This is a genomic window from Pseudomonas sp. JBR1 (assembly GCF_028198185.1).
In the GTDB taxonomy this organism is placed as follows: domain Bacteria; phylum Pseudomonadota; class Gammaproteobacteria; order Pseudomonadales; family Pseudomonadaceae; genus Chryseomonas; species Chryseomonas oryzihabitans_E.
Map to the genome: position 1 here is coordinate 2499040 of NZ_CP116340.1, position 18448 is coordinate 2517487.

Here is an 18448-nt window from a genome sequence, read left to right on the forward strand (position 1 = left end):
TGGGCCACATGGCCCGAAAGGCCGCATATTCTAAGGGCTGCCACCCTTTTTGCCAATGGCTTTTGACGGCACTTCCGGCATCGGGGCGGACTGAAGGCTCGGACAACGGCGCCGAGCCACTCGCGAAGGCGCATCAATACTGGTGCCACTGCCCTTCGCAGAGTTCTTTCCAGGGCCGACCGTCTGGCGACGGGCGGCACCGGGGATCACATCTTGGGCATGCCACCGCCGGGCAACATGCTGCCCATGCCGCGCATCATCTTGGCCATGCCGCCCTTGGCGGTGACCTTTTTCATCATCTTCTGCATCTGCTTGTGCTGCTTGATGAGACGACCGACGTCCTGCACCTGGGTACCCGAACCCAACGCGATGCGTTTCTTGCGCGAGCCGCTGATCATCTCCGGATCACGGCGCTCGGCCGGGGTCATGGAGTCGATGATGGCTTCCATCTGCTTGAAGTGCTTTTCCGCCGCGCCCTGGGCATTGCCCATCTGCTGGATGTTCATGCCACCCATCATGGTCGGCAGCTTGTCCATCAGCGAACCCAGGCCGCCCATGTTTTTCATCTGGCGCAGCTGGTCGCGGAAATCCTCGAGATCGAAGCCCTTGCCCTTCTTGAGCTTCTTGGCCAGCTTGTCGGCCTTTTCCCGATCCAGCGTCTGCTCGGCCTGCTCGATCAGCGAGAGGACGTCACCCATGCCAAGGATGCGCGAGGCGACACGGTCAGGGTGGAAAGGATCGAGGGCTTCGCTCTTCTCGCCCATGCCGATGAACTTGATCGGCTTGCCGGTGATGTGGCGAACCGACAGGGCGGCACCACCACGGGCGTCACCGTCGACCTTGGTCAGGATCACGCCGGTGAGCGGCAGGGCATCGTTGAAGGCTTTGGCGGTGTTGGCGGCGTCCTGGCCGGTCATGGCATCGACCACGAACAGGGTCTCGGCCGGCTTGGTGGCGGCGTGGACCTGCTGGATCTCCGCCATCATCTCGCTATCGATGTGCAGACGACCGGCGGTATCGACGATGACCACGTCGATGAACTTCAGCTTGGCTTCGCGGATGGCGGCCTGGGCGATATCCACCGGCTTCTGACTGATGTCGGAGGGGAAGAAGGTGACCCCCACCTCCCCGGCCAGGGTTTCCAGCTGCTTGATCGCGGCCGGACGATAGACGTCGGCGGAAACGACCATGACGGTCTTCTTCTTGCGCTCCTTGAGGAAGCGCGCCAGCTTGCCCGCGGTGGTGGTCTTGCCCGCACCCTGCAGACCAGCCATGAGGATGACTGCCGGTGGCGCCACGTTGAGCGCCAGGTCTTCGTTGGCCGCGCCCATGATGGCTTCCAGCTCGGCGCGAACGATCTTCACGAAGGCCTGGCCCGGGGTCAGGCTCTTGGATACCTCGGTACCGACCGCCCGCTCCTTGACCCGGTTGACGAACTCCTTGACCACCGGCAAGGCGACGTCCGCCTCGAGCAGCGCCATGCGCACCTCGCGCAAGGTGTCCTTGATGTTGTCTTCGGTGAGCTTGGCCTTGCCGGTAATGTGGCGCAGGCTTTGGGACAGGCGGTCTGTGAGATTCTCGAACATGCGGACATCCAGGGCAGAAACGGCGGCTGACCGACAAGTATAACGAAAGAGCGCCGCGCCAGGGATAGCCGCTGGGGCCTGTACCGCGTGAATCCGTCAGCAGTGCCCGCGTCGGCGAGAAGCCGAGGAAAGGAAGACAGGCACCGGCGCCAAGGCCGGTACCCGAGGGATGGGGTCAGAAAATCAGCGAGAAGATGCCGATGACCACCACCAGGCCGATCAGGAAAATGATGCCCATGGTACCGCCGAGAAATTTAAGCATGGTCGCGACCTCTTCAAGATATGTACCTCATGGGACCATCCATTGGCGGCCAGGGTTCGGCCGGGTTGTCCGGCAGGCGCCAGGGCGTGCCTCAGACTTTCTGTGCCGCCCTGTCTGTGCCACACTCGCCTGCTTTCCGCCCTGCTGAAACCGGACCATGCACGCCCTGCTGCCCACCCTTTTGGCCGCCGCCCTCTATCTGCTCGCGACCCTCTACCAGGGCAGTTGCCTGCTGCGCAAACAGCCGTCGAGCAAGCCCCTGGTCCTGGGCGCCGGCATCCTGGCCCTGCTGCCTCACGCCCTGGCTGTCTACCTGCAGCTGATCCTCGAACCGACCCTGAGCCTGGACTTCTTCGACGCCTCCAGCCTCATTTCGGCGACTGCCATCGCGCTGATGCTGATCGGCTGCCTACGCATGCCGCTGCAACCGCTGCTGGTGCTGATCTATCCCCTGGGTGCGGTGACCGCGCTGCTGGCCGAGTTCGTGCCGCCCGGCACGGTCACGCCGCTGGACGTATCGCCCAAGATCGTCGTGCACGTACTGCTGTCGATCATCGCCTATGGGCTCTTCACCCTGGCGGTGCTGCAGTCCTGCCTGGTGCTGTTGCAGAACCATCAACTCAAGAACAAGCACCCCTCGGGACTGATCCGCAGCTTTCCGCCGCTACAGACCATGGAAAGCCTGCTGTTCGGCTTTCTCTGGGCTGGCTGGGTGGTGCTGTCACTGGCGCTGATCTCCGGCTGGTTCTTTGTCGAGGATATGTTCGCCCAGCACCTGATCCACAAGACGGTGCTCTCCTGCATCGCCTGGGTGGTGTTCGGCATCCTGCTGTGGGGCCGCCATCGCCTGGGCTGGCGCGGCCATACGGCGATCCGCTGGACGCTGCTGGGCTTCATCCTGCTGATGCTGGCCTACTTCGGTAGCAAGCTGGTGCGGGAATTCATCCTGCATCGTTGACAGTCGTCATTCCGCTACCTGCATAATCAGGCGACCGAACCACGTTCGGCGCGACCCGGCCAACAGCCAGGTCGCGCCCGGCACGTCATAACAGGTCGTCACGCCCGTCCCCACCCTCGGACAGCCGCTGCCCCATCGGGCCGCTCCGGCAGACGCCTCCTACAAGAACGACTGCCCGGTAACCCTGCATGTCCACGACCGCTGCCGCCTTCGACGCGCCCACCTCCGTGCCGCGCAACTCCCCCACCCGCGTGGCCACCGCCAGCTTCATCGGCACCGCCATCGAGTTCTACGATTTCTATGTCTATGCCACGGCCGCGGCCCTGGTGATCGGCCCGGTATTCTTTCCCCAGGGCGCGGGCATGGCCCAGACCCTCAGCGCCTTCATCACCTTTGGCATCGCCTTCCTGGCGCGCCCCCTGGGTTCGCTGCTGTTCGGCCACTTCGGCGACCGCATCGGCCGCAAATCCACCCTGGTGGCCTCGCTGCTGCTGATGGGCATTTCCACCACCCTGATCGGCCTCCTGCCCGGCTACGCCAGCATCGGCGTCTGGGCGCCCATACTGCTGTGTCTGCTGAGATTCGGCCAGGGCCTGGGACTGGGTGGCGAATGGGGCGGGGCGGCGCTGCTGGCCACCGAGAACGCCCCGCCCGGCAAGCGCGCCTGGTTCGGCATGTTCCCCCAGCTCGGCCCCTCCATCGGCTTCCTCATGGCCAACGGCCTGTTCCTGGCCCTGGCGCTGCTGCTGGACGACGAGCAGTTCCGCGCCTGGGGCTGGCGCATTCCCTTCCTGCTCAGCGCGCTGCTGGTGGTGGTCGGCCTCTATGTGCGGCTGTCGCTGCACGAGACGCCGGTGTTCGCCGAGGCCATGGCCCGCCGCGAGAAACTGCGCCTACCCATGGTCGAGACCTTCGGCAAGCACGGCAAGGCGGTGCTGCTGGGCGCCCTGAGCATGGTCGTGTGCTACGCCCTCTTCTACATCTCCACGGTGTTCTCGCTGAGCTATGGGGTGAAGAATCTCGGCTACAGCCGGCAGGAATTCCTCGGCCTGCTGTGCATCGCGGTGCTGTTCATGGCCCTGGCCACGCCACTGTCTGCCTGGCTGGCCGATCGCTTCGGGCGCAAGCCGGTGCTGGCGGTGAGCGCCATCGCCGCGCTGCTGTCCGGCTTTGCCATGGAGCCGCTGCTGACCCACGGCTCCAGCCAGGCGGTGGGCCTGTTCCTGGCGCTGGAGCTGTTCCTGATGGGCATGACCTTCGGCCCCATGGGTGCCCTGCTGCCGGAAATCTTCCCGACCCAGGTGCGCTATACCGGTGCCTCGGCCGCCTACAACCTGGGCGGTATCCTTGGCGCGTCGCTGGCGCCCTATGCCGCGCAGCAACTGGTGGAAGCCGGCGGCCTGAGCTGGGTGGGCGGCTACGTTTCGGCAGCGGCGGCCATTAGTCTGCTGGCGGTGCTCTGCATGCGCGAGACGCGCGACCAGTCGCTGTAGAACGGTTTTCAGCGCATGAAAAAGGGCCCTGCGGGGCCCTTTTTTTGTGGCGCGAGGACGGCGTTACAGCTCGACCTTTACCGCCTGGGAAGCACGTACGGCCTTGGCCCGCGCAGCTTCGATGCTTTCGTCCCGAGCCAGTGCCACCCCCATGCGACGCTGGCCCTTGACCTCAGGCTTGCCAAACAGCCGCAGTGCGGTATCGGGCTCGGTCAGAGCCGCGCCCAGATTAGCGAAGGCGGTCTGGCGCGACTCGCCATCCACCAGGATCACCGCCGAGGCCGAAGGGCCGAACTGGCGGATGGTGGGGATCGGTAGGCCGAGAATGGCGCGGGCATGCAGGGCGAATTCGGACAGGTCCTGGGAGATCAGGGTCACCAGGCCGGTGTCGTGGGGGCGCGGCGAGACCTCGCTGAACCAGACCTGGTCGCCCTTGACGAACAGCTCCACGCCGAACAGGCCGCGACCACCCAGGGCCTCGGTAACGGAGCGGGCGACCCGCTCGGATTCGGCCAGGGCCTTGTCGCTCATGGCTTGGGGCTGCCAGGACTCGTGGTAGTCGCCCTTGACCTGGCGATGGCCCACCGGCGCGCAGAAGGCGGTACCACCAACATGACGCACGGTCAGCAGGGTGATCTCGTAGTCGAAGTCGACGAAGCCCTCGACGATCACCCGGCCCTTGCCCGCCCGTCCGCCTTCCTGGGCGTATTGCCAGGCGGCCTGCAGCTCATCGGCGCTGCGCAGCAGGCTCTGACCCTTGCCGGAAGAGCTCATGATCGGCTTGACCACGCAGGGATAGCCCAGCGCCTCGGCGGCGGCGGCGTAGTCTTCGTAGGTATCGGCGAAATGATAGGGCGAGGTGGGCAGGCCGAGTTCCTCGGCGGCCAGACGACGGATGCCTTCGCGATTCATGGTCAGCTGGGCCGCGCGGGCGGTGGGCACCACGGTATAGCCCTCGCCTTCCAGCTCCACCAGGGTGGCGGTGGCGATGGCCTCGATCTCAGGCACGATGAAGTGTGGCTGCTCGCGCTCGATCACCGCACGCAGGGCGGCGCCGTCGAGCATGTCGATGACGTGGCTGCGGTGGGCGACCTGCATGGCCGGGGCATCGGCATAGCGATCCACGGCGATGACTTCGACGCCCAGGCGCTGCAGCTCGATGACGACTTCCTTGCCCAGTTCGCCGGAGCCGCAGAGCAGCACGCGGGTGGCGCTGGGGGACAGGGGGGTACCGATACGGGGCATGACAGATCTCTCCGGCTGATATCAGGTCAGGAAGGCCGCACCGCCCGCCCGCGCACGCTCGTCGCAGCGCAGCAGCACCTCGCGGCGCTCGGCATCGCTCATGGACATCCAGCGGGTGATCTCGGCGGCGCTGCGTTGGCAGCCGATGCAGATGTCCTGTTCGTCCAAAGCACAGACATGGACGCAGGGCGAACGCACGGGTGAGTCGGCGGTGGTCATGCGGCTTCCCTCGAATGGCCGCGCATTGTGCCCGTTAATGCCCGACTTGGCATGTGCCTTTACCTTGTCGATGCCGCTCAATCCCGCTTGGGCGGTGCCTTGAGCTTGATCCCGGCGTCGTACAGCAGGTTGACCAGTTCGACGATGATCACCGCCGTCAGCCCCCAGATGCGGTGCTCGCCATACTGATAGCTGGGCACCTGCCAGCGCAGGCCATCGTGGTCGACCCTGAGGGTGTAGTCCGGCGGCACCTCGCAAAAGAACTGCAGGGGCACGGTGAAGATCGCGGCGATCTCGGCTTCGCTGGGAATGTATTCGAGCTGATCGGGAATCAGGGCGACGATGGGCGTCACCGCCAGCCCATAGCGTGACACCAGCGGGCTCAGCGGGGCGATCACCTCTACCAGACCGGGCGGCAGGCCGACCTCTTCCTGGGCCTCGCGCAGCGCGGTGGCGACCAGGTCGGCGTCCTCGGGATCGCGGCGACCACCGGGCAGGGCCACCTCTCCGCCATGGGTGGACAGGTTGCTGGCCCTCAGGGTGAGCAGCAACTCGGGATGCTCGCCGCGGATGATGGGCACCAGCACCGCCGCTTCCCGATACTTCTCGGTGCCGCTCAGGGTGCGCGGCTGATAGTGACGCAGGCGCTGGAGCAACTCATCCACGCCGGAACTCTCCCTTGGTCATCGTATCCTCCGGATCATGGCACGCCCGCCGGGCAATCCCAAGCCCAGCCATCGCTTGCGGCTCCCGGGATCACCCCGGCACACTGCAGCAAAACGAGGATAAGCCATGAAGCATTGCAACCACTGCGGCGGACTGCTGGAAGAGCGCATTCCTGCGGGCGACAACCGGATGCGCCTGGTCTGCAGCCAGTGCGGCGCGGTGCATTACCAGAATCCGCGGGTGGTGGCCGGCTGCCTGGCGACCTGGGAAGGCCGGGTGCTGCTCTGCCAGCGCGCCATCGAACCGCGACGCGGCTACTGGACGCTGCCGGCGGGTTTCATGGAGAACGGCGAGACCACGCTTGAGGCCGCGGCCCGCGAAACCTTCGAGGAAGCCGGCGCCCAGGTGCGAGGCCTGGAGCTCTATACGCTCTTCGATCTGCCGCACATCGATCAGATCTACATGCTGTTCCGCGCCGAACTGGTCGACGGACGCTTCGGCGTCGGCGAGGAGAGCCTGGACGTACGCCTTCTGGACGAAGCCGACATCCCCTGGTCGTCTCTGGCTTTTCCGACCATCAAGCGAACACTAGAATGCTTTTTCGCTGACCGCCGTCAGGGCGACTTTCCGCTGCGCCATGAGGGCATGGCACCCATGGTGGTCGAGCGCAAGCCTGCCTGAGCCTTTCCGAGGATCTTCCCGACATGCGTCCGTTGCACCTGTTGTTGGCGCTCTGCTATGTGCTGTGCGGTTCGTTGCTTCCCCAGTTGGCTCAAGCCAGCACCAGCGTCACGGTGATCCGCCAGCCGGCCGCGCCGTTGATCGACAAGGTGCTGGTGATCAAGTCGCGCAATCAGTTGCAGCTGCTCAGCGGCAATACCGTGATGAAGTCCTATCGCGTCTCGCTGGGCAAGAATCCCCGTGGCCCCAAGCTGCGCGAGGGCGACCAGCGCACGCCGGAAGGCTTCTACTGGATCGACTGGCGCAAGACCAGCGACAAGTTCAACCTGGCCATGCACATCTCCTATCCCAACCGGGAGGATCTGGCCCGTGCACGCCAGGCTGGCGTGCCCCCCGGCAGCATGATCATGCTGCATGGCACGCCCATCGACGAGGAATACCCCGAGTGGTATTTCAACTCGCTGAACTGGACCAATGGCTGCGTCGCGCTGACCAACCACGATATGCGCGAGGTCTGGGGGCTGGTCAAGGATGGCACCATGATCGAGATCCGCCCCTGAGAGCCTATCCAAAGGCTGCTACGCGTCGGCCAAACCGCGTTGAAGAGGCCCTGGGTCGCCAGCCCGACCTGGGCGGCCCCGTCGCAATACTCATTTACCCTTCGTAAACTCGCGCGCGAGCCCGGTCGAGCGCGAGTCCGACCTGCTTCCTCAGGTGTCTTCGCGGGGCCGCCCAGGCCTTGTTTGGCTCTAGCTCGCGAGCCTTTGAGCAGACTCCGCGCCGATAGGCTTCCCTGCCCTACCCCGCCACCTGCTCCGCGGGCGAGACGATGCTGGTCTTGCCCCGCGACCGGCCGCTGCTCAGGTAGTCCGCGATGGATTCCTGGGTGACTTCGCCGAGGAAGTCGTTGTCGGCGCTGAGTACCGGCAGCCAGGAAGTGTTGAACTGGTACATGCGTGACAGCAGGATGCGCAGGTGCTCGTCAAAAGCCGCGGTCGCCTTGAACGGGGTGACGAAGGGCGCGACCGGACCGCTCTGACCGCGCAGGTCACGGCGCCGCACATAGCCCAGCCCCTTGTTGGCCGCATCGGTCACCACCAGGTAGCGGCGGTCGTGCTCTTCCATCAACTCCACGGCGTCGCCGATCAGGGTCTCGGCCTGGATGGCGGGTGCATTGTCGGCGGCGTCTTCGGCGCGGATCAGCAGCAGACGCTTGAGGGTGCTGTCCTGACCGACGAAGTTGCTGACGAAGTCATCCTTGGGATGCGCCAGCAGGGTGTCCGGATGATCGAACTGCACCAGGCGCCCGCCGCGGAAAACGGCGATCTTGTCGCCCAGGCGGATGGCCTCGTCGATGTCGTGGCTGACCATGATCACCGTCTTGTTCAGCGCCCGCTGCATCTGGAAGAACTCGTTCTGGATGGCGTCGCGATTGATCGGGTCCACCGCGCCGAAGGGTTCGTCCATCAACAACAGCGGCGCCTCGGCTGCCAGGGCGCGAATCACGCCGATGCGCTGCTGCTGGCCGCCGGACAGCTCGCGTGGATAGCGCGAGAGATACTGCTTGGGTTCGAGCTGCACCATGCTCATCAGCTCGGTGGCGCGCTCGCGGCACTTCTTCTTGTCCCAGCCAAGCAGCTTGGGCACCACGGTGATGTTTTCCTCGATGGTCATGTTGGGAAACAGGCCGATCTGCTGGATCACGTAGCCGATATGCCGCCGCAGGGTTACCTCGTCGATGCCGGTGGTGTCCTCGCCATTGATCAGCACCCGCCCCGAGGTGGGCTCGATGAGGCGATTGATCATCTTCAGGGTGGTGGTCTTGCCGCAGCCGGAGGGGCCCAGGAAGACGCAGATCTGGCCTTCTTCGACGGTGAGGCTTACGGCATCCACCGCGGTCACGTCCTTGCCATGCTGCTTGAAGGTCTTGGTCAGGCGGTCGAGTTCGATCATCTGGGATTCCTTAATGAGCGCTGCGCAGGCCGCGCGGAGTGAGGCGACGTTGCAGCCACTGCAGGACGAGGTCGGCGACGATGGCCAGCAGGCTGACCAGCACGGCGCCGACGATGAGCGTGGCCATGTCACTGCGGCTGATGGAGGTAAGGATGAGCACCCCCAGGCCACCGGCGCCGATGGTGGCGGCGATGGTCATGACGCCGATGTTCATGACCACGGCGGTGCGCACTCCGGCGAGGATCACCGGCAGGGCAATGGGCAGTTCGACCATGCGCAGGCGCTGCCAGAAGGTCATGCCGATGCCAGCACCCGCCTCGCGAATGCCCGGCTCGACGCTGGTCAGCGCCAGGTAGGTATTCCTCAGGATCGGCAGCAGCGAGTAGAGAAAGACTGCGGTGATGGCGGGCAGCGGACCGAGTCCCTGGCCGAACTTGGAATAGAACGGCAGCAAGAGGCCGAACAGGGCGATGGACGGCACCGTCATGACCACCGTGGCCAGCGCCTGCAGGGGACCGGCCAGCCAGGGATAGCGGGTCATGAGGATGCCCAGGGGTACCCCCACCAGGATCGCCAGGGTCACGGCGACGCCTACCAGGGTGATGTGCTGGCGGGTCAGCTCGAGTACCTGCAGCCAGTCGATATGATTGAAGGAGGTGACGAAATCCATGGGTCATTGCCCTCCGCTTAGGGGGTGCTGGGCGAGGAAATCGCGGGCCACCTGGGCTGGCGTCTGTCGCTCGATGTCCACCTTGGCGTTGAGCTGGCGCATGGTGGCCTGGTCCAGGCTTTCGGCCAGGGGCTTGAGCAATGCGGCGAGATCGGGATGCTTAGCCAGGTACCGGGCGTTGACCACCGGCGCTGCGGTGTAGTCGGGGAAATAGCCCTTGTCATCCTCCAGCACCTTGAGCTTGAAGGCATCCAGGCGGCCGTCGGTGGTGTAGACGAGGCCCGTGAATACCTGGCCATTGCGCAGGGCGGTGTAAACCAGCCCTGGATCCATCTGACGGATGTCGTCGCGGGTGTACTTCAGCCCATAGGCCTTCACCAGCCCGGCGAGGCCGTCGGAGCGATTGGCGAATTCGATGTCCAGGGCCGTCAGGTGCTGCTTGCCGGCTTCGGCTTCGAGCAGCCGGGCCAGGTCACTGATACTGTTCAGCTCGGGATGCTGCTGGGCGACCTTTTCCGGCAACGCCAGCGCATAGGTGTTGTTGAAGCGGGTGGGAGCGAGCCAGGCCAGGCCGACCTTGGCGTCCAGCTGCTTGACTCGCTGGTAGGAGGCGTCCTTGTCCAGGCGCTCGGTGATGTGGTTATAGGCGACCAGCGAGGTACCGGTGTATTCCCAGGTGAGGTCGAGCTGGGCGTTCTTCACACCGTTCCAGGCGATGGTGCTGCCCAGACCGCCGACGATTTCCGGCTGATAGCCGTGCTGGGCCAGATACTGGCCGGTGAGTTCGCCAAGGATGGCCTGCTCGGTAAAGACCTTGGCACCGATGCGGATCGGGTCGGCCTGGGCAGCACTGGCCAGGATGAGACCGAACCAGGCCGCGCCGAGGGCGATAAGCAACTTTTTCATCTCGTCTCCTTAGCGGGCCAGGCCGCGTTCCAGCCAAAGGCGGCTGGCGAGCAGCACCAGACCGTCGAGCAGCAGCGCCAGCAGCGCGGTGGCAGCGGCACCCAGCAGCAGCTGGGGCTGGTTCTCCAGGGCAATGGCGGGAAAGATCAGGCTGCCCAGGCTGTTGGCGCCGATCAGGAATACCAGTGGCGTGGTACCGACGTTGATCGCTAGGGCAACCCGCACCCCGCCGATGATGATGGGTACCGCATTGGGCAGCTCCACCTTGGTCAGCACCTGGGTAGGCGTCATGCCGATGCCGGTGGCGGCCTCCTTGAGCGAGCCCGGTACGTTCTTCAGGCCCTCGTAGGTGTTACGCACGATGGGCAGCAGCGAGGCGAGAAACAGTGCCAGGACCGCGGGACCGTCACCGATGCCGACGATGCCCAGGGCAATGGCCAGCACCGCCAGCGGCGGCACGGTATTGCCGATGTTGAACACCTGCATGAAGCGTTCGGCACTACGGGCGAAGCGGGGCCGACTGAGCATTACCCCGGCCGGTATGCCCACCAGCAGGGCAAGAACCATGGAGACGGCCACCAGGTAGAGGTGAGCCTGGAGATAGAACAGCAGATCCGCGCGATAGGTACCGAGGGTATCCCTACCGATCCAATGCACCAGCAGTGCCAGGATCACCACTCCCACGGCCGTGCCGAGCAGGAGGGTCTTGAACTTCGCCATGTCAGGCTCCTTCAACGGGCGGACAGGCCGCATGCCTTCCGATTGCGGACCTCGCGACAGGAGCGAGGCGCAGGACGGCTGTCCGGGTTCAGGGTCGAGACACAGCAGGGCATGGCGGGTATGCCGGCTGGACCAACGGGGCACTGCGGATCTCGGATCTGCCTAGCCCTTGGGTGTCGCTCCCTGGGGAACGACATGGCGCCTTGCCTCGACCGAAGAGATTGACGCCCATCGCAGTCGATAGTTCGCCAGCTCCTTTTCAGGCTAACCCAATAGACTCACTCAATGTCAACCCGTTGGCGATAACCGCTTCGCTTGAGCTCCAAAAACGCCTGAATGAAGGGCTTCGCGTGATCCCGGCAACAGGAGCCCGATCTAGAGCGGCCGGCCAGTTTGTGACAATAAATTTAATGCTCTGACTGTTAGCCAGCTGGCAAGACACGCAAGACATCCATCACAACTTCCCGGGCAACCCGCTTCGGTTTCGTGGAAGAGCACACAGGCAAGGTGACGTATGGTCATCCCTGAAACATCTTTCTGTGAGCCAGTGCGGCGCCGAGCGTTTGACAGCCCTTTATCATTCTGACGAGTGGCTGACGCTTTGAGGGAACATTCAGCCCAACCAAGGTCCATAGGTGGCCCAGTGATAGCACCAAGTGTCGTTTCTGGTACCGCTATAAAAACAGACTATTCATCGAGCTAACTTCAAAGGGAACGTTATGAATGACATGACGGCTTGTGCATCGTTGGACTCCGCTACTCTGTCTTCTGCCCCCGTCCTGCTGCTGCAACCCAAAGTGGAAAATTGGGTGGTGGTGTATGCGCACGGTGGCCTGATCGCCGACTTCGATGACGAGGCTTCAGCCCGCCGCGAAGCCGAGCAGTGGGCTGGAATCTGCCTGCGTCGCTAAAGACCGCTATCGGATGACCTGCCTGCGCCGTCAACGGACGGAAAAGCAGTCACAGGCAGCTCATCACTCGCCACAGCGCTCTCTCCCCCTCTTCAGTAGTACTTGCCCGCTAGGCGACCCACCGCCGGGGTCCATGCTGCCCAGGCTTTACCCAGCTCGCATTTCCAACGCTTTCGCCCGGCCGTAACGTTGTCTGGCGCACCTTCTGAGCGTTGCGCTGCAACTTCCCTGCGACTCTTCAGGCCTCATGGCGGATCGGGCATTCGCTGCCCGTCATTCCTACCGTCTGCCGTCACTGTCCGGGACCTTGCCGATGACGTTACGCCTGAAACTCGCCTGCACCGCCTTATTCGTCCTTCTCTCCTGCCTGGTGACCGCGCCGGCCGCCCAGGCCGAGCCTCGCGATTTCCCCACCGACCTGGTCGGACTGAATTTTTCCGGAGCCGGCTTCGCTCCCCACGTGTTGCCGGGCAAACCCGGGACCAACTACTTCTTCCCCGATGCCGGTCATTACCGGCGCTGGTCGGCCAAGGGCATCCGGGTGATCCGCTTCCCGGTCATCTGGGAACGTCTCCAGCCTCGCCTGGGGCAACCGCTGGATCCTGTCTATGCCAAGCTGATCGACCAGACCCTGGATCACGCCAAGCGCTATCGCATGAGCGTGATCCTGGATCTGCACAACTACATGAGATACCGCGGCCAGGTCATTGGCAGCGCGGCCGTGCCCTACCCGGCCTATGCCGATGTCCTGCGACGAATCGCCCAGCGCTGGCACGCCCATCCCGCCCTCGCTGCCTACGACATCATGAACGAGCCCCACGATGCCGTTGAGCAGTGGCCGATCGCCGCGCAGCACGGCATCGATGCAGTACGGGACGTGGATCGCGCGCGGCCGATCCTGATCGAGGGCAATGGTTGGTCCAGCAGCTATCTCTGGCCGCGCTACAACGCCAAGCTGCTCGGGCTCAAGGATCCGGCGGACAACCTGATCTATTCGGCGCACGTCTATTTCGACAATGACGGCGGTGGCAAATACCTCAGGAAGGACATGACCGACTTCGATCCGGACGTCGGCATCCGCCGGGTCGAGCCGTTCATCACCTGGCTCAAACAGCATGGCAAGCGCGGCCATATCGGCGAATTCGGCGCCCCAGACAACGACCCGCGCTGGCTGGCGGCAATGGACCGGCTGCTGGCCCGTCTGCGCAAGGAATGCATTCCGGCCATGTACTGGGCAGCCGGCCCCAACTGGGGCGACTACCCCCTGGCGATCGAGCCGGTCAAAGGCAAACCCCGCCCGCAATGGGCGGTACTGCAGAAGTACGTGAAACCTGCCAACTGCGCCGACGTAGGTCCTCGCTAAGGCGGGGCGCCCTTGGCCAAGCCAGACGGCGCCTGCTGCCACTCATCAGCGACTTGCCTAGAAATAGGTGACTCAAGTCACAAAAGTCATGGCCATGGACGGCCTGCACAGAACTTGCTGGCTCTCTGCGATCAAATTGTTACAGCAAGTAATAGTTCGACTATTAAGACGCTTGCACGATCAAGAGCTAGGATGCCATGTCACCGTTAACTTCTCCGCTCCCTCCTCTTTCCCTTTCCCCTTAGCGGCAGCGCTGCCTCCGTTCGCCTCTTCCGGCTCTACCGTCAGGGAATTCCCATGGAAAGATTCGTCGCTTTGGATAGCTTTCGCGGTCTATTGGCCGTCGCCGTTGTCCTCTTCCACACCTATGTCGCTCAGGCTGCCTCGGAAAATCCGCTGATAGCCAACGCCTACCTGTTCGTCGAATTCTTCTTCGTGCTCAGTGGCTTCGTGCTGATGCACACCTACGAGACCCGCCTGCGCACCCTGGACGACTATCGCGACTTCACCATCAGTCGCTCGGCGCGCATCCTGCCGCTGCATCTGGCCATGCTCGGCCTCTATGTCCTGCTGGAAACCGGGCGACTGCTGGCGGAAAAGCTGGGCATCAGCTTCAACGATCCGGCCTTCAGCGGGGCCACCGGGCCCGAGCAATTCCTGCCCAACCTGCTGCTGCTGCAATCCTGGCTGGGGGAAGCCATCACCGGCTCCTTCAACTACCCCTCTTGGAGCATCAGCATCGAGTACTACCTCTATCTGCTGTTCGGCCTGCTGGTCCTCAAAGGCCAGGGGCACCAGCGCCAGTGGTTTCTGGTGATCGCGCTGCTGGCCTTCGTGCAGCTGCTGTTTCCCGTCCTGCCACTGAAGACCGAGATCTTTCGCGGCCTGTCGTGCTTTTTCGCCGGCACCTGCACCTATCGCCTCTATGCCTGGATGAAGACGCACAACCAGGGGCAATTCGGCGGCACCCTGCTGGAGGTAGCCTGCCTGGTCGCCGCCGCGGCGGTGATGACCTCCGACCTGCCGGTGGCCAAGAAGGGGGTGCTGGCCAGCCTGGTGTTCTGCCTGACTATCCTCACCTTCGCCTTCGAGCGTGGCCTGGTCTCCAGTGTGCTGCATCAGCGTTTCTTCGTGCGCCTGGGCGTGCTGTCCTACTCCATCTACCTCTGCCACGCCGCCGTGATCTTCGTGTTCAAGAGTGCCTTCATCGTGCTGGGCAAGCTGCTGCACCAGGATCTCACGGTGGTGGCGCCCTCCCATGACGTGCCGGTGCCCTTCATGATCCGCTACATCGCCACTGGCAGCCCCGTACTGGACAATCTGGTGGTGCTGCTGGAGCTGGGCGTGGTCTTCGCCCTGGCCTGCCTCACCCACAGATACATCGAGATCCCGGGAATCGCACTGGGCAAGCGGCTGGTACGCAAGAGACGCAACACCTCGTTCTGCGACGGCAAGATCCAGCCGCAGCCCTAATGGGCAACGCAGGCAGCCCCCGCCGACACCGAGCCGGCGGAGGCTGCCTTCTGCTATACTCCGCCCCCACTTTTTCGTTCCCGCCCAGGTTCATCCATGACCACCCAGGCCGCCGAAGTCGCCAAGCGCCGTACCTTCGCCATCATCTCCCACCCCGACGCGGGCAAGACCACCATCACCGAGAAGTTGCTGCTGATGGGCCAGGCCATCGCCGTCGCGGGCACGGTGAAGTCGCGTAAATCCGACCGCCATGCGACCTCCGACTGGATGGAGATGGAAAAGCAGCGCGGCATCTCCATCACCACCTCGGTGATGCAGTTCCCCTACCGCGAGCACATGATCAACCTGCTCGACACCCCCGGCCACGAAGACTTCTCCGAAGATACCTACCGCACCCTGACCGCGGTGGACTCGGCGCTGATGGTGCTCGATGGCGGTAAAGGCGTAGAGCCCCGGACCATCGCGCTGATGGACGTCTGCCGCCTGCGCGATACTCCCATCGTCAGCTTCATCAACAAGCTCGACCGCGATATCCGCGATCCCATCGAGCTGCTCGACGAGATCGAGGCGGTGCTCAAGATCAAGGCCGCACCCATCACCTGGCCGATCGGCAGCTATCGCGATTTCAAGGGCGTCTATCACCTCTCGGACGACCGCATCTACGTCTACACCCCCGGCCATGGCCACGAGCGCATCGCTACCAAGACCATCGACAAGCTGGATTCCGACGAAGCCCGCGCCCACCTAGGCGATCTCTACGACCGCTTCGTCGAGGAACTGGAGCTGGTGCAGGGCGCCTGCCACGAATTCGACGGCGAGGCCTTTCAGCGCGGCGAGATGACCCCGGTGTTCTTTGGTACCGCCCTAGGCAACTTCGGCGTCGACCAGGTGCTCGACGCCGTGGTCGACTGGGCACCACGCCCGCTGTCGCGCGCCGCCCACGAGCGTGTGGTGGAACCGGTGGAAGAGAAATTCTCCGGCTTCGTGTTCAAGATCCAGGCGAACATGGATCCCAAGCACCGTGACCGTATCGCTTTCATGCGCATCTGCTCGGGCAAGTACGAGAAGGGCATGAAGCTGCGCCACGTGCGCATCAAGAAGGACCTGAAGATCGCCGACGCCCTGACCTTCTTCTCCAGCGAGCGCGAGCACCTGGAAGAAGCCTTCGCCGGCGACATCATCGGTCTGCACAACCACGGCACCATCCAGATCGGCGACACCTTCACCGAAGGCGAGCTGCTGGGTTTCACCGGCATCCCGCACTTCGCCCCGGAACTGTTCCGCCGGGTGCGCCTCAAGGACCCGCTGAAATCCAAGCAGCTGCGCCAGGGTCTGCAGGAGCTGGCCGAGGAAGGCGCCACCCAGGTGTTCTTCCCCGAGCGCAACAACGACATCGTGCTGGGCGCGGTGGGCGTGCTGCAGTTCGATGTGGTCGCCAGCCGCTTGAAGGAAGAGTACAAGGTGGAGTGCGCCTATGAGGCCATCAACGTCTGGTCGGCGCGCTGGATCGAGTGCGACGACAAGAAGAAGCTCGAAGACTTCAAGACCAAGGCCTACGAGAACCTGGCCGTGGACGGCGGCGGGCACCTCACCTATCTGGCGCCGACCCGCGTCAACCTGGCGCTGATGGAAGAGCGCTGGCCGGAGATCAGATTCCGCGCCACCCGCGAGCACCACTAAGGGCTACCTCCCTGGCCGGCGTTCCTCTTGCCGGCCAGCGGCCCATACCCTTCCTCACCGGGCGCTCTGCCCCACCGCCGTCAGCTACGGTCCTCCAGCTCCACTACATTGAGCTCCAACTCCGCCCGCTCGGTCCACTGGCCATCCAGCTCGGTGCGGACCGCCACGCCCAACTCCTTGAAGTCGGCCACCTGCTTGACCAGGTTGCCCGGGCCGCCCACCAGCTGACCGCAGGCCTTGCGATAGGCTTCGCCGGCCTTGTCCAGACTCTTGCCGATGCCGTCCATGCTGCCGAGAAAGGTGCGCAGCTTGTCGTAGACCTTGGCCGCGCGCTCGGCCAGTTCGGCGGTGTGGCGGTTCTGGTCCTCGAAGCGCCAAAGCTGGCGGACGATGTTGAGGCTGGTCAGCAGGGTGGTCGGCGTGGCCACCAGCACGTTCTGCTCGATGGCGCGCTGGAACAGGCTCTCGTCGGCCTTGAGCGCCTCGACGAAGGCCGATTCGATGGGGATGAAGAGAAAGACCATCTCCGGCGAATTCAACCCCGGCAGGCTGAAGTATTCACGATCGGCCAGCTCACGGATGCGGTCGCCCACCGCGCGCACGTGCTCGCCAAGGGCCAGGCGGCGCTCACCCTCGTCCTCGCTGTTGACGTAGCGGGTATAGGCGTTGAGCGACACCTTGGCGTCCACCACCAGATGCTTCTTCTGCGGCAGATGGACCAGGACGTCCGGGCGGCGGCGACCGGTCTCGGTGGTGAAGCTGCGTTCGCGGACGAAATCGCGACCCTCGCGCAGGCCCGAGCGCTCCAGCACGTTTTCCAGGATGAGTTCACCCCAGTTGCCCTGGGCCTTCTTCTGACCGCGCAGGGCGGTGGCCAGGTCATGGGCCTCCTGGGTGATCTGGCGGTTGAGCTCCTTGAGGTCGAGCAGTTGCTGGCCGAGCGCGGCCTGCTGCTGCACATCCTTGTGGTGGATGTCCTCGACCTTGGCACGAAAGCCCTCGATCTGCTCACGGAACGGTCGCAACAGGGCGTCCAGCGACTGCTGACTGTGCTGGGCGAAGGCCTGGCCCTTGGCGTCGAAGATGCGCCCGGCCAATTGCTCGAATTCCAGCTTGAGCTGCTCGCGACTTTCGCGCAGCAGCTGGTGCTGTGCCTGGAAATGTTCTTCTTTCTGCTCCAGCGTGGTCTTCAGGGTGGCGTGTTCTTCGGCCAGGCGTGCATGGCGCTCCTGCACCTCGGCGTACAGTTCCTGCTCGCGGTGCTGGCGCTCGCGTAATTCAGCGAGCTGCTCCTGGCTCCCCTGCAGCTGGGCGCGGGTGGCCTCGGCCAGGGCGTGTTGTTCGGCGGTCTGCAGCTGGGCCTGGCGGGTCTGCTGGCGCAACTCGGCCTCCAGTTGCCGATTGGCCTCCAGCTGGCGCTGCAGGGTGGCGTTGCGTTCGCGCTCGGCGCCCAGCTCCACCACCTGGCGCCCGTTGGCCAGTTCGGCGCGCTGCAGGTCGTCGCGCAGCATGTCGTAGCGCTCGGCGGCGCTGTCGATCTGCTGCTGCAGATAGCGCTGGCGCCCGGTCAGCCAGACGGCCGAACCCGCCCAACCGGCGAGCAGCAAAAGAGGAAGCACAAGGGAAACGAAAGGCAGGGAAGTCATGGCGCTCTCATTGCGG

Annotated in this window: 18 protein-coding genes; 8 read left to right on the forward strand and 10 right to left on the reverse strand. The window is 64.2% G+C overall.

All coding sequences use genetic code 11. The features are described from left to right. Positions 1-206: 206 nt before the first annotated feature. Positions 207-1586: a signal recognition particle protein gene (gene ffh, locus PJ259_RS11590; RefSeq protein WP_059316052.1), complete on the reverse strand. Its 1380-nt coding sequence runs from the start codon at positions 1584-1586 to the stop codon at positions 207-209. A gap of 175 nt (positions 1587-1761) precedes the next feature. Continuing rightward, entirely contained in the window at positions 1762-1848 is an 87-nt protein-coding gene (locus tag PJ259_RS22910; protein ID WP_108582491.1) for a hypothetical protein, read from the reverse strand. 157 nt (positions 1849-2005) lie between these two features. On the opposite strand from PJ259_RS22910, the gene PJ259_RS11595 reads away from it, so the two are divergent. Together PJ259_RS11595 and PJ259_RS11600 are read left to right on the forward strand one after the other, a co-directional pair. Continuing rightward, positions 2006-2806, forward strand: a complete 801-nt coding sequence (locus PJ259_RS11595) for a cytochrome C assembly family protein (protein WP_059316053.1) — start codon at positions 2006-2008, stop codon at positions 2804-2806. A 188-nt stretch (positions 2807-2994) separates the two neighbouring features. Beyond that, the gene (locus tag PJ259_RS11600; protein ID WP_271652916.1) at positions 2995-4299 is read left to right on the forward strand and encodes an MFS transporter; all 1305 of its coding nucleotides are present in this window, start codon (positions 2995-2997) and stop codon (positions 4297-4299) included. 63 nt (positions 4300-4362) lie between these two features. Here the strand turns inward: PJ259_RS11600 and purT are convergent, their stop codons facing one another. The 3 genes from purT to PJ259_RS11615 all read right to left on the reverse strand — a co-directional run bounded on the left by purT (position 4363) and on the right by PJ259_RS11615 (position 6428). Next, positions 4363-5544 (reverse strand): formate-dependent phosphoribosylglycinamide formyltransferase, encoded by a 1182-nt coding sequence (purT, locus tag PJ259_RS11605; protein ID WP_271652917.1) that lies wholly within the window; start codon positions 5542-5544, stop codon positions 4363-4365. A 21-nt stretch (positions 5545-5565) separates the two neighbouring features. Then, the gene (locus PJ259_RS11610) at positions 5566-5763 is read right to left on the reverse strand and encodes a DUF1289 domain-containing protein (protein ID WP_059230141.1); all 198 of its coding nucleotides are present in this window, start codon (positions 5761-5763) and stop codon (positions 5566-5568) included. 77 nt (positions 5764-5840) lie between these two features. Then, positions 5841-6428: a CoA pyrophosphatase gene (locus tag PJ259_RS11615; RefSeq protein WP_271652918.1), complete on the reverse strand. Its 588-nt coding sequence runs from the start codon at positions 6426-6428 to the stop codon at positions 5841-5843. Positions 6429-6555: 127 nt separating this feature from the next. On the opposite strand from PJ259_RS11615, the gene PJ259_RS11620 reads away from it, so the two are divergent. Continuing rightward, positions 6556-7110: an NUDIX hydrolase gene (locus PJ259_RS11620; RefSeq protein WP_059316058.1), complete on the forward strand. Its 555-nt coding sequence runs from the start codon at positions 6556-6558 to the stop codon at positions 7108-7110. Between the two features lie 86 nt (positions 7111-7196). After that, entirely contained in the window at positions 7197-7670 is a 474-nt protein-coding gene (locus PJ259_RS11625) for a L,D-transpeptidase family protein (protein WP_423815097.1), read from the forward strand. Positions 7671-7908: 238 nt separating this feature from the next. On the opposite strand, the gene PJ259_RS11630 is transcribed toward PJ259_RS11625, so the two are convergent. From PJ259_RS11630 to PJ259_RS11645, 4 genes are read right to left on the reverse strand one after another with little or no spacing between them, the layout of a single operon-like run. Next, positions 7909-9063 carry an ABC transporter ATP-binding protein gene (locus tag PJ259_RS11630; protein ID WP_059316060.1) on the reverse strand — a complete coding sequence of 385 codons (1155 nt, stop codon included), beginning with the start codon at positions 9061-9063 and terminating at the stop codon, positions 7909-7911. Positions 9064-9073: 10 nt separating this feature from the next. Continuing rightward, entirely contained in the window at positions 9074-9733 is a 660-nt protein-coding gene (locus PJ259_RS11635) for an ABC transporter permease (RefSeq protein ID WP_271652920.1), read from the reverse strand. A gap of 3 nt (positions 9734-9736) precedes the next feature. Continuing rightward, complete coding sequence (locus tag PJ259_RS11640; RefSeq protein WP_271652921.1) at positions 9737-10639, reverse strand: glycine betaine ABC transporter substrate-binding protein; 903 nt, start codon at positions 10637-10639, stop codon at positions 9737-9739. Between the two features lie 9 nt (positions 10640-10648). Next, positions 10649-11359, reverse strand: coding sequence for an ABC transporter permease (locus tag PJ259_RS11645; protein ID WP_271652922.1), 711 nt, complete (start codon positions 11357-11359; stop codon positions 10649-10651). Positions 11360-12078: 719 nt separating this feature from the next. Between PJ259_RS11645 and PJ259_RS11650 the strand changes: the two genes are divergently transcribed. The 4 genes from PJ259_RS11650 (at position 12079) to PJ259_RS11665 (ending at position 16786) form a co-directional block, all read left to right on the forward strand. Beyond that, the gene (locus PJ259_RS11650; RefSeq protein ID WP_156428972.1) at positions 12079-12270 is read left to right on the forward strand and encodes a hypothetical protein; all 192 of its coding nucleotides are present in this window, start codon (positions 12079-12081) and stop codon (positions 12268-12270) included. A gap of 313 nt (positions 12271-12583) precedes the next feature. Next, complete coding sequence (locus tag PJ259_RS11655; protein WP_271652923.1) at positions 12584-13633, forward strand: glycoside hydrolase family 5 protein; 1050 nt, start codon at positions 12584-12586, stop codon at positions 13631-13633. 297 nt (positions 13634-13930) lie between these two features. Continuing rightward, positions 13931-15106, forward strand: coding sequence for an acyltransferase family protein (locus tag PJ259_RS11660; protein ID WP_271652924.1), 1176 nt, complete (start codon positions 13931-13933; stop codon positions 15104-15106). A 96-nt stretch (positions 15107-15202) separates the two neighbouring features. Continuing rightward, positions 15203-16786 (forward strand): peptide chain release factor 3, encoded by a 1584-nt coding sequence (locus PJ259_RS11665; RefSeq protein WP_059316066.1) that lies wholly within the window; start codon positions 15203-15205, stop codon positions 16784-16786. 80 nt (positions 16787-16866) lie between these two features. Here the strand turns inward: PJ259_RS11665 and rmuC are convergent, their stop codons facing one another. Continuing rightward, the gene (gene rmuC / locus PJ259_RS11670; protein WP_059316067.1) at positions 16867-18432 is read right to left on the reverse strand and encodes a DNA recombination protein RmuC; all 1566 of its coding nucleotides are present in this window, start codon (positions 18430-18432) and stop codon (positions 16867-16869) included. Positions 18433-18448: the final 16 nt, after the last annotated feature.

Bases quoted from the DNA above. Each gene is read 5' to 3' on its own strand.
- PJ259_RS11610 (WP_059230141.1), bottom strand. From the start codon at position 5,763: ATGACCACCGCCGACTCACCCGTGCGTTCGCCCTGCGTCCATGTCTGT.
- PJ259_RS11650 (WP_156428972.1), top strand. From the start codon at position 12,079: ATGAATGACATGACGGCTTGTGCATCGTTGGACTCCGCTACTCTGTCT.
- PJ259_RS11665 (WP_059316066.1), top strand. From the start codon at position 15,203: ATGACCACCCAGGCCGCCGAAGTCGCCAAGCGCCGTACCTTCGCCATC.
- PJ259_RS11655 (WP_271652923.1), top strand. From the start codon at position 12,584: ATGACGTTACGCCTGAAACTCGCCTGCACCGCCTTATTCGTCCTTCTC.
- PJ259_RS11640 (WP_271652921.1), bottom strand. From the start codon at position 10,639: ATGAAAAAGTTGCTTATCGCCCTCGGCGCGGCCTGGTTCGGTCTCATC.
- PJ259_RS11600 (WP_271652916.1), top strand. From the start codon at position 2,995: ATGTCCACGACCGCTGCCGCCTTCGACGCGCCCACCTCCGTGCCGCGC.
- PJ259_RS11630 (WP_059316060.1), bottom strand. From the start codon at position 9,063: ATGATCGAACTCGACCGCCTGACCAAGACCTTCAAGCAGCATGGCAAG.
- PJ259_RS11595 (WP_059316053.1), top strand. From the start codon at position 2,006: ATGCACGCCCTGCTGCCCACCCTTTTGGCCGCCGCCCTCTATCTGCTC.
- purT (WP_271652917.1), bottom strand. From the start codon at position 5,544: ATGCCCCGTATCGGTACCCCCCTGTCCCCCAGCGCCACCCGCGTGCTG.
- ffh (WP_059316052.1), bottom strand. From the start codon at position 1,586: ATGTTCGAGAATCTCACAGACCGCCTGTCCCAAAGCCTGCGCCACATT.
- PJ259_RS11645 (WP_271652922.1), bottom strand. From the start codon at position 11,359: ATGGCGAAGTTCAAGACCCTCCTGCTCGGCACGGCCGTGGGAGTGGTG.
- rmuC (WP_059316067.1), bottom strand. From the start codon at position 18,432: ATGACTTCCCTGCCTTTCGTTTCCCTTGTGCTTCCTCTTTTGCTGCTC.
- PJ259_RS22910 (WP_108582491.1), bottom strand. From the start codon at position 1,848: ATGCTTAAATTTCTCGGCGGTACCATGGGCATCATTTTCCTGATCGGC.
- PJ259_RS11620 (WP_059316058.1), top strand. From the start codon at position 6,556: ATGAAGCATTGCAACCACTGCGGCGGACTGCTGGAAGAGCGCATTCCT.
- PJ259_RS11660 (WP_271652924.1), top strand. From the start codon at position 13,931: ATGGAAAGATTCGTCGCTTTGGATAGCTTTCGCGGTCTATTGGCCGTC.
- PJ259_RS11635 (WP_271652920.1), bottom strand. From the start codon at position 9,733: ATGGATTTCGTCACCTCCTTCAATCATATCGACTGGCTGCAGGTACTC.